Source organism: Niveibacterium umoris (assembly GCF_014197015.1).
Classification (GTDB): domain Bacteria; phylum Pseudomonadota; class Gammaproteobacteria; order Burkholderiales; family Rhodocyclaceae; genus Niveibacterium; species Niveibacterium umoris.
The window spans coordinates 873521-889449 of sequence record NZ_JACIET010000002.1 but is presented as its reverse complement, the minus strand read 5'-3'; the positions used below and the strand labels follow the sequence as shown (position 1 = coordinate 889449).

Sequence of the window (15929 nt, the reverse complement as noted above, 5' to 3'; positions counted from 1 at the left end):
GACCTGCATCATCCCGCTGTTTGGATGATGGAAGCCAGCGTGCTCAGGCCATCAGGGTGCTCACACCATGGGCGCCGACATACAGGCCAACCAGCAGGATCAGCGCGCCGGAGAAATACGGCGCCTTCTGCGCAAAGCTGCCGAAACCGCGCCAGCGCTTTGAAACGTGCCGCACGCTCAGCGCCGCCAGCGCACCGGAAGCGACCAGCGTGATCGCGAGACCAACGCTGAAACCCAGCACCAGTGCGGCACCCAGCGCCACCCGCTTGAGCTGCAGGCACAGCAGCAGCACCGTGATCGACGCCGGGCAAGGGATCAAGCCACCGGTCAGCCCGAACAGGACAATCTGTCCGGTCGTCACCTGACGATTCGCAAAGCGGCGCCGGATGTCGTTCGCGTGCGCCAACTCATGGGGATCCTGATAACCCGGTGCCGCCTCGTCGAGTACGCCATAGTCGGCGAGCGCGTGGTGATGCGCGGGGTCGTGCTCAACAAACTCGACGTCGAAGTCGTGCGCATGGCGACCGTCATCGAGATGCAGGCGCGCGACGAATTCGTGGGGCTCTGGCACCGCTTCAAGGGAATCAAAGCCGCCGTCCCGCGCTGCGAAAGAGAAGGACTGCCGCGAACCATCCGCGCGCTCGGTTTCGACGCGAATCTGCCCGGCACGCCAAGCAAGCGCCCCCGCCGCCGCGGTCAGCCTGAAACGCGGCGCGGCGCCGCTCTCGTCGATTTCGAGTTGCACGACGCCGTGCCCGGTGTCGATGCGCTTCGAGGAATCATGGGTGTGATGCGCGTGATCGTGGTCAAGAGCATGGTCATGCCCATGAAAACAGCTGTGCTGCGACCGCCAGGTCCGCCACAGCATCCAGGCGGCCACGCCGACGATCAACACCGCGGACAGCACCTGAAAGTAGGGCTCGCTGGTTTCCGGGTTCCAGTTCTGTCCGAGGTAAAGGCCCGCCATCGCCACCGCCCACACGACAGCGGTGTGCGACACGGTCGCCGCGAGGCCGAGCAGGACTGCCTGGGTCAGGGTGCCGCGCACCGCGACGATGAACGCCGCCATCATGGTCTTCGAATGCCCCGGCTCAAGGCCATGCAGCGCACCGAGCAGCACGGCGCTGGGCAGGAACAGCCAGGCATTGCCCTGCTGCAGCAAGGCAGAAAAATCCGTCATGGAATGCTTTCAGAGGTACTTGGTGATGGCCTTGAACTCGCTGACGGTGTCGCTGGCGTTCCTCTTGCCATCGCGAACGGCGTGTTCCAGACAGTGGTCGATATGGTCGTGCACCAAGGCCTTCTTGGCGTTGACGATGGCCCTCTCCACCGCCAGCAATTGCTGGGCGATATCGAGGCAGGGCCGTTCCTCTTCCAGCATCGTGACGATGCTTTTCAGGTGACCCTGCGCCCGCTTGAGGCGCTTGATGATTTCCGGGTGTGATGCATGGGTGCTCATGCCCGCCATTATCCCCTCCCGGGGGATAGGTTCATAGCGAAATTCGGCATCCCCATTTTCCGAGGCTCAATGCGCGGTGATGACGGCCATTGCGGACATCTCACGCCGCAGCTCGGCAGTGCGAGCCGATGCAGCAACAAACCGATACAACTTTCGCGACAACGATACGCATCGGCAGGACAAATCGCGGCACAGTACGCCACCGGCATGACGCCGGTGCGGACCCGGAAGCTGCCATCGCCAGCGCTGCATTGCGGCGATGCAGTTCGCGGCGGGGCGCTTGAAAACGCTCCCCGCGACCGGATATTCGCAGCAACGATGAATCGGAGAACGGACATGACACGAACGCTCATTGCCAGCCTTGCCTGCGCCACGCTGCTGATGACCCCGGCGCTCGCATCGGCCGCGGAACCCACGCTGCATCAGGTGTATCAGACGGCCGAATCGGGTCGCCTCAAAGAGGCGGAAGACATGATGGCGCAGGTCTTGCGCGACCACCCGAACAGCGCGAAGGCACACTTCGTCGAGGCGGAGATCCTCGCGAAGGAAGGCAAACTCGCCGAGGCACGCAGCGAGCTTTCACGGGCAGAGCGCATCGCCCCGGATCTGGGCTTCGCCAAGCCCCAGGCGCTGCAGTCGCTGCGCACCGCGCTCGCAACACCGACTGTCGCAGGATTCCCGGACGGTGCCGCGCCTTCCCGCGGCTCACCGTGGATCTGGGTGCTGTTCGCCGGCGCCGCCATCGCGATCTTCTTCCTGCTCGCGCGCTGGGTGCAGGCACGCGCGCGCGCGCCGCAGGTTGTTGCAGCTGGCGGCTACGGTCCGGCCGCGTATGGCTATGGCGCCCCCGCGCCGGGCTATGGCCCGGCCCCTGCCGGCGCAACCGGCAGCGGCATCGGTTCGAGCATGCTCGGCGGGCTGGCCACCGGCGTCGCAGTGGGCGCTGGCGTAGTGGCGGGCGAAGCGCTGATGCACCGGGTACTCGACGGCGGCGAACGCCACACCAGCAGCTACACCCCCATCGACACCGGCAGCGAAGTGTTTGACGACAAGCGCTACGACATGGGCGGCAGCGACTTCGGCGTCAGTGACTCCGGCGGCTGGGACGACAGCGCCAGCAGCGGTTCCGACGACTGGAGCTGAGCAAAAAAAAGATGACCGCCCGCTGCTCGCCGGGCGGCCGTCAAATCCGGCCCCCCTGCGGGGCCGGCTCCCCCTACTTCGCAGTAATCGTGATCGGCATGGTTACCTGTGCGGTCTTGCCGCTCGCATCTTTCGCGGTAATCGTCAGCGTGTAGCCGCCGGTCACCGGTCTCGCCCAGTTCAGCAGGATCGATTGCCCGCTGAGCGCCAACGTGACACCCATCGGGATCCCGGTGATCGTCACCGACAGCGACTGGCCGCTCGGGTTCGAGACGCTGATCGTGCCCGACAGCGGCACCCCCGCCACACCGGTGAGCGGCGGCGCCTTGATCACCGGCCCGGCGACAGGCGCGGCAACCGTCAGCTTGATGACGCCCTGACCCGTGAGCCCGGTCTTGCTGTCCTTCGCCCTTACCGTGACGGTGTAGCTGCCGACGAGCGGATTCGCCCAGCTCAGCACACCGCTGGTGCTGATCGTCATGCCGGTCGGAGCGCCAGCCAGCGTGTAGCTGACCGCGTTGCTGGCGGTCACCGCCACGTTGAAGGACAGCGGCGTTCCGGCGGTCGCGTTGATCGAGGCCGAAGCCACCGTCGGCGCTGTCGGCGGATCGATCTTGACGGAGTAGACCGCCTGACCGGAAAGGGCGGTCTTGCTGTCCCTGGCCACCACCGTCACCGCGTAGCTGCCGGCGACCGGGCTCGCCCAGCTGACCACGCCCGATGTGTTGATCGACATGCCGCTGGGCGCGCCGCTGAGCGTATAGGTCACCGGATTGGCGGCGCTCACCGTGACGCTGAAACTGAGCGGCGTACCGACCTTGCCGCTGATCGCTGCGGCGGTGACAACCGGCGCCGTCGGCGGCGCGCTCGCACTGCTGCCACCCAAGGCGCTCAGCAGCGCCGCGGCGTTCGGCGTGCCGAGCCCCGTCAGATGGTCGTACCCGGTACGTGCGGTGCAGCTGGCGCAGCTGCCATCCGCGCCGGTCGTCACGTCAGCGAAGGCCGCGGCGTAGCTGCCGGGGATCGCGCCGATCTGGCCGTACAGCGCGATGTGCGGGGCGCCCAGCGCCGGCTTGCCAGCTTGCGCGCGCATCGCGTTGGCCACCGCTACCAGGCCCGCCCATTGTGGCGTCGAGAGACTGGTGCCACCGGCACTGATCCAGTTCACCGCAGAACTGCCCGGCTGGATCACGGCGACGAACTGGCCGGTCGCCGGGTCCGCGTTGAACGCAACGTCGGCGACGCCACGGCTGGCGAGACCGCCCACGCCCGGTACCGCGCTCTTCTGGTAGGCCGGCGTCGGCACATAGGCGCTGACGCCGCCGCCGGTGCCCGACCAGCCGGTTTCACGCCGTGCACCGCTGCCGGTGTAAGTGAGCGAGGTGCCGCCCACGGCAAGCACGTTGGCCGACACCGCGGGCCAGGACACGGCCGCGCCGGAATCGCCGGTCGCCGCAAGGTAGCTCATGCCCGCGCCAGTGAACGCAGCATCCACCGAACTGGTCCAGCTGCCTTCATTGGCGCCGAAACTCATCGACACCACGCCCGGGCCCATCGTGTTGGCGAGGCGCACCGCGCCGATCAGGCTGTTGAGCGAAGCGTCCGGCGCTTCGATCAGGACGATGCGCGCCAGCGGCGCGGTGGCATGCGCCCACTGCACGTCGAGCGTGATCTCGGTGGCCCAGCCCGAATCGTAGGCAGGCGCGGTATTGGTCAGGGTGCCGCTGGCGCTGCTGTAGGCCACGGCGAATTCGCAGCCCGAGGTGGACGCAGCGGCGAGCGGCAGGGCGGTGCCGGCCGCGATCGTGCGGCTGGTGCAAGCCGGCAGGCCGAACTTCTGGTTGAAGGCATTGAGCTCGGCCACGACGTTCGGGTCGTGCTGCGCATCGACGATGTAGATCGTCTGGCCCGCGCCCAGTTGCGCCGCTTGCGCCGCGCTCAACGCAGCGCCCGCAGCGGGCAGCGCCGGCAGGCCGTAGGCGGCGCGGATCTGCGCCGGGGTGTAGGTGGATACCGCCGTGCTCGCGGCCAGCGGCGCAACGCTGCCATCCGGATTGAGCGGCAGCGTCATGCGCGGCTGCATGCGCCGTGCGGTCTGCAGCGCGTCAACGGTGAGGTGGCGCGTCGCCATGGCGGCCTGTTCGGACGGCACGGCCTGAACATGCGGCTTGATGCTCGCGCTTGCGGCGTTGTCCGACTCGTCGAGGTCATCCGGTTCTTCGAGCAGCACCGGCGCAACGTGGAAGGCGGGCTCGGCCAGCATGGTCGCCGCCGCGGCCGGCAGGGTTTCCGCCGGCACCACCAGCGTCGCTTCGCTCAGCGCGACCGGTACGGCCTGCGCCTCGCTCGCGCTGTTGCCGCCGCTGCCACCGCCACACGCGGCGAGCAACACGGACGCGGACGCTGCGAGTACGGCCCAGCCGCCTCGCGTCGATCGTATTTGGGGAAACTGCTGTTGCATGACCGCTCCTTCGTGACCGATGAGGAGGGCCGTGCACGCTGACAACAGCCGCGCAGAGTGCGCAAGTGGCTGCCGGCAACCCCGCTACCGTGGCGCTTGCGCGCTGTAGGCCGGAGGCTTTGCGTCCCCGTCTTTCGACGGGTTTGCCCTCGATGTTTCGCTTCGGGGCCGCAGCGTTGGCACGCATGGACCCCGGTACGACTTCAGATTAAGTGAGCGTTGCTGCAATTGAAAGGCGCGCTTTGTGGAATTGTGTGTCGCCCTGGCGAATGGCCGCCGCGCAGTGCTCTGCTATACATCCACGCATCCGCACCACCTGCCCACGCCGCATCGTCAGGAGCCCGCCTTGTCCCGATTCAAACCTTCGCTGTCGCACATCCCTGAAGGCGCAGGCGCGCTGTTCTTCATCCAGATCTTCGCGACCCTCGGTTTCGCGGTGCTGTACTCGACGCTGGTGCTGTACGCCACCCAGCATCTGAAGTTCAGCAACGCGCAGGCGGCCGCGACGATGGGCGTGTTCGGCGCCTTCAACTACGGCCTGCACCTGTTCGGCGGCTACCTCGGCGGGCGCTTCCTCTCGAACCGCAACCTCTTCGTCGGCGGCATGGTGCTGCAGGTGATCGGCTGCGCCGCCATCGCCGGCGGCAGCACGGCACTCTTCTACAGCGGGCTTGCGCTGTTCCTCACCGGCAGCGGACTCAACGTAACCTGCCTCAACATGATGCTGACGCAGCGATTCCACCCGGACGACATCCGCCGCGAAGGCGCCTTTCTGTGGAACTACGCCGGCATGAACGTCGGCTTCTTCGTCGGCTTCACGGTCGCCGGCCATTACCAGCTGACCGGCGACTACCCGAGCCTGTTCATCTTCGCGACGATCGGCAATGTGCTCGCCATCGTGATCGCCGCGCTCAACTGGCGTGTGCTCGCCGATCTGGATACGCCGCTGATGAAGACATCGCCGGCGCAGTTTCGTGTGCGCGCCGCAGCGGGCCTGGCGATCCTGGTCGGACTGGTGCCGGTGGTGTGGATCATGCTGCAGCACACCGACTCGACCAGCTGGCTGGTCAAGGGCATCTGCGCGCTGGTGGGGATCTGGCTGCTGGCGCTCACGCTCAAGCACCCGGACGCGCGCGAGCGCGACAACATGAAGGCCTACCTGATCCTCGCGCTTGGCTCGCTGGTGTTCTGGACGCTCTACCAGATGGCCCCGAACGGCCTGCAGCTCTTCGCGCTGAACAACGTGGACCGCATGGTGATGGGCGTCGAGATCGCGCCGCAGTGGATCCAGAACATCAACGCCGCGGTGATCGTGATCGGCGGCCCGCTGATGTCGGCGCTGTTCGTGCGCCTGCGCGCGCGCGGCTGGACGATCGACATTCCAAGGCAGTTCGCGCTCGCGCTGGTGCTGATGGGGCTGGGCTTCCTGGCGCTGCCGGCCGGCATTGCGCTGGCCGGCAGCGACGGCCGTTCCGCCTTCGTGTGGCTGTTCGCCAGCTATGTGCTGCAGAGCGTGGGCGAGCTGCTGATCTCGCCGATCGGCTACGCCATGATCGGCCAGCTCGCCCCGCGCGCCTACCAGGGGGTGATGATGGGCAGCTGGATGCTGGTCACCGGCCTCGCCTCACTGTTCGCCGGCGATTTCTCGGGGATGATTCCGGAGCCCTCCGAAGGCGCCGCGCTGTCGACCAACGCCGCCTACTCGTCGCTGTTCGGCGAACTGGGGCTCGGCAGTCTCGCGGTGGGCATCGTGCTGTGGCTGCTGATCCCCTACCTGCGGCGGCTGATCACCGACAAGGCGCCGCACCGCGCGGCCGCGGGTGCAACACCGGTGGCCGCCGCCCAGCCGGACTGATCGCGCCGGCTCAGCCCGCGAGCGCGAGGTTGAGCGGCGACACGACGCAGTTGCGCCCGCGCTGCTTGGCAGCGAGGGCCAGTTCGCCAACGCGATCGAAGAGCTCCACCGCGCGCATTTCCGCGCCACGCTGCACCACTCCGATACTGGTGGTCACCTTCACCGGGCGACCATCGCTCGACACGATGGTCAGCGCCTCGGTGTGCTCGCGGATGCGCTCGGCGACTTCCACCGCTTCGGCCAAGAGCGTATCCGGCAGCACCAGGCAGAACTCTTCGCCGCCGTAGCGCGCCGACCAGTCGATCATGCGCACGCTGCGCTCCAGCACGCCGGCAAAGGCGCGCAGCACCGAGTCGCCGGTCGGCCAGCCGTAGGTCATGTTGATGTCGTGGAAGTGGTCGAGGTCGAGGAAGACCAGCGACAGCGCGCGGTGGTTGCGCTGCGCGGCTTCGAGTTCGCGCTCGACATGCTCGTCGAGGTAGCGCCGGTTGTGCAGGCCCGTCAGCGCGTCGCGGTAGGCGTCGCGCGTGGCCTCGTTCATCAGGCGCCGGCCCATCAGCGTGATCAGGCTGGTCACGCGCTCGGTCACGACCCGGGTGACGTTCTCGAAATGATCGACGCGCAGATCCTTGCCTTCGCTCGCCAACACTTCGGCCAGTTCGTCCACCACGATCAGGCGGCCACGCCCCTCGCTCTTCGCGCGATAAAGCGCCAGATCGGCCGCCTCGACCAGTTCATCGAGCGCGAGCTGCCCGCGCACGAAGGTCAGCCCGCCGCTGACCGACAGGGGCGCGCGCTGTGCCGCGCCGCCCGCTTGCGTGCCGCGCCAGTAGCCGCGGTTGCGCGCGCGGGCGCGTTCGCCGCCTTCGCCGGCGCCGGGCGAGATCGGGTAGCGGATGGTGCAGAAGTGCGCCACGAAACGCCGCGCGTCGTTGGCCACCGCGAGCTCGTCGTCGCGTCGCAGCATGACGACGAACTCATCGCCGCCCAGGCGCGCGATCAGGTCGTCCGGCGCGAACCAGTCGCGCAGGCAGTCGGCGACAAAAAGCAGGATCTCGTCGCCGATCGCGTGCCCGTAGCGATCGTTGATCGCCTTGAAATGGTCCAGATCGAGATACAGCAAACCAACCGTCGTGGTGCTGCCGACGCAGGTCTTGACCAGCTTTTCGGCACGCTCCTGCCAGGTTGACCGTCGCAGCAGCCCGGTCAGGCTGTCGTGATTCACCCGCGAGAGTTGTGCGCGTCGATGACGATGCAGTTCGGTCAGGCGCCACACCCGCCACGCCAGGAATTCTTCGACATCGGCGGCGCGCAGCACGTCGTGCAGCGAATCCGCCTCGGGCCGCTGGTCGAGCAACGCAAAGTAATCTTCGACCGCCGCGGCATCACTGATGATCAGCACCACCGGCAAGCCGCCCGCGGGCAGCGCAAGCTTCACGGCGGCAGGCTCGATCAGCAGGTCGGCGCGGATCACGAACACCGCGTCCGGATACTGGCTCTGCAGCCCTGGCGCCACACAACGCACATCGTGGCCCGCCTGCCGCAGCACCGCCGCGCGCACCTCGTCGGCATGCTCGATCCCGTCAGGGGTGACCCAATACACCTTTGCCTGCACCACACGCTCTCCATCGACAACGACCCGGCACGCCTCATGGCGTGGTCCGAGGGTCAGCTTAGCGTAACGGCAAGCCGATGCCCCAACTTGATGCAAACCATCATTGTCGCAAGAGGCACCGCTCAGGCAGTGCGCAGCGACGCGGACAAGGCCTCGCGCAACCAGAGCTGCGCTGGATCGGCGTGGGCACGTGGGTGCCAGCCCATCAGCACCGAGAAACCGGCGACGTCGCACGGCGGCGCGAGCACCGCGAGCGTTTGCCCCCAGGCGCGCGCGAGGCGGGCCGGCACGGTGGCGATCAGGTCCGACCCGGCAAGCACCGCAGGCACCAGCATGAAGCTATTGACCGAGATTGCAACGCGGCGCGAGCGCCCAAGCGCCGCCAGCGCTTCGTCCACCGTGCCGTGAAAGCCGCCGCCCGAGGGCGAGACCAGCACATGATCGAGCGCGCAGAAACGATCCAGATCGAGCGGTTCGGCTGCGGCCGGGTGCTCGCGCCGCATCACGCAGAGGAACTGTTCGTCGTAGAGCGGCCGTGCGTGCAACGCGGCCGGCATGGACGGGCGCGCGGCGAGCATCAGGTCGATTTCGCCGGCCGCCATCAGCTCGACCACGCCGCGCAGGTCGGCGGCCATCAAGGCAAGACGGCAGCCGGGCGCCTCGCGTGCAAGTCGCGCCGCCAGTGGCGCGCTCGCGGCATTGTGGATGGCGTCGCTGGCGACGATGCGAAAGGTCTGCTGAGCGGTGGCCGGGTCGAAGCGGCGGCCCGACGCAACCAGCCCCTGCAATTCGCCGAGCAGTTGCCGCAAGGGCGCGCGCAGGGCTTCGGCGCGCGCGGTCGGGGTCATGCCCCGCGCCGCCGGGATCAGCAGCGGATCGGCAAAGGCCTCGCGCAATTGCTTGAGCTGGGCCGACAGCGCAGGCTGCGAGAGCCCGAGACGCTGGCCGGCGCGGGTGACGTTGCGCTCAGCGAGCAAGACGTCGAGCGAGACAAGCAGGTTCAGATCAAGGCGCGGCGGGATCACAGGTATCGATGTCATGGATTATGGCTATCACGATAATCCATTTCTCCAATGCCTTGCAGCCCCCTAGGATGAAGCAATCGCACACCACAACCGGAGTTCAACGTGGCCTTCGCACAGCAACGCATCCTCATCATCGGCGGCAGCAACGGCATGGGGCTCGCCGCCGCACAGCGGCTTGCCCGCGCCGGCGCCGAGGTGTTCATCGCCGGTCGCTCGCAGGCGCGGCTCGACGCCGCCCGCGCGCAGATCGACGGACGCGTCGCCACGCTCGTCATCGACTTCACCGACGCTGCCTCGCTCGCCGGCGCAGCCGCGCAACTCGGCCGCCTCGACCACCTGGTGCTGGCCGCATCCAGCGAGGCCGCCTGGGGCCCGTTCGCGCAAACGCCGGCCGACGCCCTGCGCCGAGCGCTCGACAACAAGCTGCTCGGCTACTGGCAGGCGCTGCAGGTGATGCTGCCGATCCTGCGTCGCGACGGTTCGGTGGTGATGCTGAGCGGCGCCGCGTCGCGCACCGCGATGCCGGGCACCGCCGGCCTGGCGGCGGTCAACGGTGCGATCACGCAGATGGCACAGACGCTCGCGAAAGAGCTCGCGCCGCTGCGGGTGAATGTGGTCTCGCCGGGCCTGGTCGACACGCCGGCCTACGACGGCATGCCTGCCGACGCCAAGCGCGGCATGTTCGACAACGCCGCGCGGCACCTGCCGGCCGGCCGCACCGGCACCAGCGCGGACATCGCCGCCGCGATCGAATACCTGCTCGACAACGGTTTCACCACTGGCGCGCTGCTCGATGTCGACGGCGGCGCCCGCATGAGTCTTTAAGGATTACCCGATGAACGTACTGATCGTCTTCGCCCACCCCGAGCCGCAAAGCTTCAACGGCGCGCTGTTCGACACCGCCGTCCGGACGCTGCGCGAGGCGGGCCACACGGTAGCCACCAGCGACCTCTACCGCATGGGCTTCAACCCGGCATCGGACCGCCACAACTTCACCACCGTCAAGAACCCGGAGTTCCTGAAACTGCAGCAGGAGGAAATGCATGCGACCGAGACCCATGGCTTCGCGCCCGATATCGAAGCAGAGCTGGCCAAGATCGAAGCGGCCGATCTGATGATCTGGCAGTTCCCGCTGTGGTGGTTCGGCCTGCCCGCGGTGCTGAAGGGCTGGGTGGATCGCGTGTTCGCGATGGGCCGCACCTACGGTTACGGGCACATCTACGAGACCGGTGTGTTCAAGGGCAAGCGGGCTCTGTTGTCGCTGACCACCGGCGGACCGCAAGAGGCCTACACGCCGGAAGGCTTCAATGGCGACCTCGACGCGATCCTGCGGCCGATCCAGCGCGGCATGCTCGAATTCACCGGCTTCTCGGTGCTCAAGCCGCAGGTGCATTGGCAGCCGGTGCGCGTCGACGACGCCACCCGCGAGGCATGGCTGGCCGCCTGGGCCGACCGCCTGCGCAACATCGAAGCGGAATCACCGATTGCGGTCGGCCGCTACTGAGGCGAATCATCCGGCGGACGACGATCGCACGCCTGCCGGATCCTCGGCTGTGGTGTGATGACGCCGTTGCCTCACCTACAGACCCCATGCCTACACCGGACTTCACCGACCGCATGCCGGACCTGCGGATCCGCCCCGCCGAACGGCGCGATGCCGCCCGCATCGCCGCGCTGGGCATGCAGGTGTGGCTGCACACCTATGCCACCGGCGGCGTAAGCGGCGCGATGGCGGACTATGTGCTGAGCGAGTTCACGCTGGCGAAACTCGCGGCGCGCATCGAAGACCCGAAGCGTCTGGTGCTGGTGGCGGAGGAGGAAGACCACCTGCTCGGCTACGCGGTCACCAACTTCGACGCACGCCACGGCGACATCGCAAGCGAACTGGAAACGCTTTACGTGCAGGCGCATCTGCTCGGGCGCGGCATTGGCCATGCCCTGCTGCTGGCGGCACACTCGGCCGCCGCCCGCTACCACGGCGACAGCCGGCTCTGGCTGACGGTGAACGCGCAGAACGCGCGCGCGATCGCCTTTTATCAACGGCAGGGCTTCGTCGAAGCCGGCGAGACCGACTTCGAGCTGGGCGGCAAACCGCACCGCAACCTGCTGATGGTATCGCCGCCGGGCTGAGCCGCCGGCGCTCAGGGCGCGAGCGGGTCTTGCAGGCGGATCAGTTGGCGAACCGGCCGATAGGGCGTCATGCCGAACGGCAGCTCGGCACGGCACGTAGCTTCGTCAATAGCGCCCACATCGTGTTCCGCGAACAGCGGCACCACCGAGCTGGACAGCAGGGCCGTGCTCAGATCCGCCGCCCGCGCGGTCTCGCGCTCGATCGCATCGCTCACGACATGGCGGGTCGCGAGCAGGATCACCGCCGTGGCCAAGGCGTAGATGACGCAAGTCACCACTACGAGTTGCTGCCGGAGCGTGTTCATGAGCCTCGCGCAAGTCCTGACGGCAGCCAGTTTCTGCCCCTTTGTATTGACGGCGCCGGCCTTCGCGACTTGAGCGCAATCCGAGGGTGCCCGACTGCGCGGTGGCCGGCACGGGTGCGGCGTGCTAAGGTCTGCGCGTTCTGGTGATCGGTCGTGCGGGATAAAAAAGGCGGATTTGGCGGTAGGTGGCGCCGGGAATAACCCGGCAGCCCGAACGACCAGCCCAGGACACACCCATTACTCTCTTTGGAGAACCAAGATGAAACACAGCAAGCTGATCCTTGCGGTGTTCGTCAGTGCCATGGCTGCCGCCGTCATGGCCGACGAAATACCGCAGGAAACCATCGATGCATGCCAGAAGGCGGCCAACGCCAAGAAACTCAAGGGCGAGGCCTTCAGCAAATCGGTCGGGCAATGCATTGCCGCCAAGGGCAACAACAAGGCGGGCACCACGGCCGGCGGCGCCATGCCCGACGAGAAGGAGCGCGGCTGCGACGCGCAGGCCAACGCCAAGAAACTCACGGGCGACGCGCGCAAGACCTTCGTCGACCAGTGCCTCGCCACCGAGAACAAGGCGGGCGATTCGACGCTGAACGTTCCGGCCGAGAAGAAAGCCGCCTGCGATGCCGAAGCGAGTGCCAAGAAGCTCAAGGGGGCGGCACGCAACAGCTTCGTCACCAAGTGCGAGAAAGGCTGAACGGCTGCGCTGCACGATAGCGCCGTCACACGGCGGCGCAAGCTTTCGCACCAGAACCAGAAGGGGGCACAGCCGGCCCCCTTTTTTCATGGCAAGCCGCCTTGGCTTCGAACGCGCGCGACACGCGTGCGCCGCCGATTCAGCACGGCCGTGTCAGTTCCGCGATGCCAGCGCGGCTGGTTTGCCGCGCTCCGCGCCGAGGGAAGGTCTGAATAAGTGAGCGAGAGGGATGCAGCGCAAGGCGCGGCGCGCGCAGCGACCAAGACATATCAGATGGATAGGCGCGGAAGCGAGCACGCCGCAACGCAGCGATGCGCCATCGCAGCCACTTAGTCAGGCCTTCCCTAGACTTCGGCCCACATCCGCAATAGGTTGTGGTAGCTGCCGGTAAGGCGCACCAGTTCGCGCGTCTCGCCATGCTGCTGACGCAGTTGCGTGATCGCCAGATCCATCTCGAACAGCAGTGCACGCCGGCTGTCTTCACGCACCATGCTCTGCAGCCACATGAAGCAGGCCACGCGCTCACCGCGCGTCACAGGCTCGACCCGGTGCAGGCTGGTCGAGGGGTAGAGCACCAGGCTGCCCGCGGCGAGCTTCACTTCATGTTCGCCGTAGGTGTCTTCCACCACCAGTTCGCCGCCGTCGTAGCTATCCGGCTCGGCAAGAAACAGCGTGGCCGAGACGTCGGTGCGCACCGGGCGTCCGCCACCCCCCGGCAACCTGCGCACCGCATTGTCGACGTGGGCGCCGAAATGCTCGCCGCCGCCGTATCGGTTGAACAGCGGCGGATACATCTGGGCCGGCAGTGCGGCGGAGAAGAACATCGCGTTGCGCGACAGCGCGGCCAGCACGATCTCGCGCGCCTCGGCGATGACCGGGGATGATTCCGGCAACTGCCGGTTGCGCTTGACCTGCGCGCTCTGGCTGCCGGCCGTGACACGCCCGTCGGCCCAGTCGGCCGCCTCGAGCAAGTGGCGCAGGCGCCTGAGTTCGTCGGCGTCGAGGACCGAAGGGACTTCTATCAGCATGGTGTGTGATCCGGTGGCGGCGACCACCCTCTACAGGGCGGCCGCCGATTTGTCAGAAGTTGATGTCGAGCGTGACCGAGCCGGAACGGCCGACGCCCGGCACCACATGGCCGCGATACAGCCCGTCGTAGTAAAGCTTGTCGAGCAGGTTGTCGAAGTTCACCCGCAACGTGTAGCGCTGCCAGTTGTATTCGGCCATCGCGTCCCAGCGCGCGTAACCCGGCGCCCGGTTGGTGTAGTTCTCCGGCGGCGTGCGGCCGCTCATGCCCTGCACCCCGGTGCCGACCTTCCACGCACGCCATGCGTAAGTGGTCCACAGGCTGCCGGAATGACGCGGCGTGTTGCCCGGCACCTGGCCGACCTGCGACGCCGCCCCTGCGTCGATGAGCGCGTTCATGTAGGTGTAGCTGCCGTAGACCTGCCAGCCCGTCGCCAAGGCGCCGGCGAAGGACACTTCCACCCCGTTCGTGTGCCGCTTGCCCGAGAGCAGGTAGTTCGTCTGGCTGGCCGATTCCACATCGGTGTTGCGCTCGTGGTACTTCTCGGTCCGGAAAACAGCAGCAGACAGGTTGCCTGCGCCATCAAACAGCACCCACTTCGCACCGAGCTCGATGTTGCGGCTCTCTTCCGGCGGTGTATTGGCCGACCGTGCGTCGAACTGGTAGAGGTCACCGGAGGTTGCGAACGCACTGCCGGCGCTCAGGTAGTAAGTGGTGAAATCGTCCGGCTGGAACAGCAGACCCGTGCGGTAGCTCCACTTCCCGTCGCTGCGTTCATAGATCGGGTTCGGGTCCGCCGCGCTGGGGGTACGCACATAGCGGCCACTGAAGTCGTCATGGCGGGCGCCAATGAGCAGCTTCCAGTGTGCGGCGAAGCCGACAAGGTCCTGCGCATAGAAGGCGAGGCTCTCGGCGTCAAAGCTGTTCGGATTCGCACGCACCCGCTTGTCGATGACGGCCGCGTCGTTGCGCGCATCACCAATCGTGGCGGCAGGCTTCGTGCCGGCGCCGGTGTAGCTCCAGCGCGCATCGGACTCGCGCCCGATCTCGATACCGGCGGCAATCTGGTGCTGCATGCCGAAGACGAATTCGTCGGCGGTATAGTCGGACTGCAGGAAGCGCTGCGCGTACTCGCCGCCGCGTGTCTGGTTGCCGCGCACCACCGGCGTCGCGTCGGTGATCGGCGCGTTCAGCGGCCACTGGCCGGTACCGTTGCCGCTGTTGACGCCCGCCGTGGTGGCCCACAGGTCGCGCTTGTATTCGCCGTAGCGCGCGACCGTGCGCAGCTGGCGCTGGCCGTCGAAACGGTGCGTCCACCTGAGCGTGCCGATGTCGGCGGAATCGCGCTGCGTGTCCTGCCTCAGTCCGTACCACTTCTGCGCCGCCTCATCGACCGGGCGACCATTACGCCAGCGAAAGCCGTAGTCCGGGTTGTCGTCATAGTCGAGGTGATAGTAGGCGACATCGAACTCGTTGGCGCTGCCGATGCCCCAGCGCACGCTCGGAGCGATGCCCTTGCGCTCGGTCGTGGGCCCTTCGCGCCCCGGTTCGCCACCGGTGTACATCGCGTTGATGCGGACAGCCGCGTCGTCGGCGATGACACGGTTCACATCGGCAACGATGCGCTGGTAGTTGTCGAAGCCCAGCGTGGCGGAGACGCGCCCCTGATTATCGAGGTAGGCCTGCTTGCTGACCTGGTTGATCACGCCGCCGGTGGTGCCCCGCCCGAACAGCATCGATGCGCCGCCCTTGAGCACCTCGACCTCGTCGGTGTTGAACAGATCGCGGTTGTACTGGCCGACATCCTTGATGCCATCGATGTAGATGTCGTTCGCCGCCGAGAAGCCGCGGATGTTCATGTTGTCGCCGATGCGGCCGCCCTCGCCGGCGTTGAAGGTGATGCCGGCGACGTTCGACAGCGCCTCGCGCATCGTGTCCTGCCCGCGGTCGCGGGTCAGCTGCTCGGGCACGGCGCTGTAAGTGTTGGGAATTTCATGCGGCAACTGCTTGGTCTTGCCGATCGTTGTCGTGCCCGGCTGGTAGGTCTGGCGCGGTGCGTCCGGCACCTCGCGCGTGGCCTCGACCGGCACTTCCTTCAGCGTGTTCTCGGCGGGCTCGTTGCTGCGCTGCGCATGCGCGCCCTGCGCCGCGAGCAGGCTTGCCGCGATCAGTGACGCAAGCGGTTTCTTTCGACTCTTGATGCTCACAAGTG

General features: G+C 67.2%; 14 protein-coding genes and 1 riboswitch. Of the genes, 6 read left to right on the top strand and 8 right to left on the bottom strand.

Features of this window, described 5'->3' with window-relative positions; all coding sequences use genetic code 11:
• Positions 1-43: 43 nt before the first annotated feature.
• Positions 44-1180, bottom strand: coding sequence for a nickel/cobalt efflux transporter (locus tag GGR36_RS16030; protein WP_183635790.1), 1137 nt, complete (start codon positions 1178-1180; stop codon positions 44-46).
• 9 nt (positions 1181-1189) lie between these two features.
• Positions 1190-1459, bottom strand: a complete 270-nt coding sequence (locus GGR36_RS16025; RefSeq protein ID WP_183635789.1) for a metal-sensing transcriptional repressor — start codon at positions 1457-1459, stop codon at positions 1190-1192.
• A 336-nt stretch (positions 1460-1795) separates the two neighbouring features.
• Between GGR36_RS16025 and GGR36_RS16020 the strand changes: the two genes are divergently transcribed.
• Positions 1796-2602, top strand: coding sequence for a tetratricopeptide repeat protein (locus GGR36_RS16020; RefSeq protein WP_207064469.1), 807 nt, complete (start codon positions 1796-1798; stop codon positions 2600-2602).
• A 73-nt stretch (positions 2603-2675) separates the two neighbouring features.
• Here GGR36_RS16020 and GGR36_RS16015 read toward each other — a convergent pair whose 3' ends face one another.
• On the bottom strand, positions 2676-5063 hold the full coding sequence (locus GGR36_RS16015; RefSeq protein WP_183635788.1) for a S53 family peptidase: 2388 nt from the start codon (positions 5061-5063) through the stop codon (positions 2676-2678).
• Positions 5064-5134: 71 nt separating this feature from the next.
• Positions 5135-5221, bottom strand: a riboswitch (cyclic di-GMP riboswitch).
• Positions 5222-5409: 188 nt separating this feature from the next.
• On the opposite strand from GGR36_RS16015, the gene GGR36_RS16010 reads away from it, so the two are divergent.
• Positions 5410-6918, top strand: coding sequence for a peptide MFS transporter (locus GGR36_RS16010; protein ID WP_183635787.1), 1509 nt, complete (start codon positions 5410-5412; stop codon positions 6916-6918).
• Between the two features lie 10 nt (positions 6919-6928).
• Here GGR36_RS16010 and GGR36_RS16005 read toward each other — a convergent pair whose 3' ends face one another.
• Entirely contained in the window at positions 6929-8536 is a 1608-nt protein-coding gene (locus tag GGR36_RS16005) for a diguanylate cyclase (RefSeq protein ID WP_183635786.1), read from the bottom strand.
• A 119-nt stretch (positions 8537-8655) separates the two neighbouring features.
• A complete protein-coding gene (locus GGR36_RS16000) occupies positions 8656-9573 on the bottom strand; it encodes a LysR family transcriptional regulator (protein WP_183635785.1) in 918 nt (305 codons plus the stop codon).
• Between the two features lie 87 nt (positions 9574-9660).
• On the opposite strand from GGR36_RS16000, the gene GGR36_RS15995 reads away from it, so the two are divergent.
• The 3 genes from GGR36_RS15995 to GGR36_RS15985 all read left to right on the top strand — a co-directional run bounded on the left by GGR36_RS15995 (position 9661) and on the right by GGR36_RS15985 (position 11688).
• The gene (locus tag GGR36_RS15995) at positions 9661-10383 is read left to right on the top strand and encodes an SDR family oxidoreductase (RefSeq protein ID WP_183635784.1); all 723 of its coding nucleotides are present in this window, start codon (positions 9661-9663) and stop codon (positions 10381-10383) included.
• Positions 10384-10393: 10 nt separating this feature from the next.
• Positions 10394-11062, top strand: a complete 669-nt coding sequence (locus tag GGR36_RS15990) for an NAD(P)H-dependent oxidoreductase (RefSeq protein WP_183635783.1) — start codon at positions 10394-10396, stop codon at positions 11060-11062.
• 86 nt (positions 11063-11148) lie between these two features.
• Positions 11149-11688, top strand: coding sequence for a GNAT family N-acetyltransferase (locus tag GGR36_RS15985; RefSeq protein WP_183635782.1), 540 nt, complete (start codon positions 11149-11151; stop codon positions 11686-11688).
• Positions 11689-11699: 11 nt separating this feature from the next.
• Here GGR36_RS15985 and GGR36_RS15980 read toward each other — a convergent pair whose 3' ends face one another.
• The gene (locus tag GGR36_RS15980) at positions 11700-11993 is read right to left on the bottom strand and encodes a hypothetical protein (protein ID WP_183635781.1); all 294 of its coding nucleotides are present in this window, start codon (positions 11991-11993) and stop codon (positions 11700-11702) included.
• 259 nt (positions 11994-12252) lie between these two features.
• On the opposite strand from GGR36_RS15980, the gene GGR36_RS15975 reads away from it, so the two are divergent.
• On the top strand, positions 12253-12690 hold the full coding sequence (locus GGR36_RS15975) for a PsiF family protein (protein ID WP_183635780.1): 438 nt from the start codon (positions 12253-12255) through the stop codon (positions 12688-12690).
• 344 nt (positions 12691-13034) lie between these two features.
• On the opposite strand, the gene GGR36_RS15970 is transcribed toward GGR36_RS15975, so the two are convergent.
• Complete coding sequence (locus GGR36_RS15970; protein WP_183635779.1) at positions 13035-13718, bottom strand: Fe2+-dependent dioxygenase; 684 nt, start codon at positions 13716-13718, stop codon at positions 13035-13037.
• A 52-nt stretch (positions 13719-13770) separates the two neighbouring features.
• Positions 13771-15924 (bottom strand): TonB-dependent siderophore receptor, encoded by a 2154-nt coding sequence (locus GGR36_RS15965; RefSeq protein WP_183635778.1) that lies wholly within the window; start codon positions 15922-15924, stop codon positions 13771-13773.
• Positions 15925-15929 lie beyond the last annotated feature (5 nt).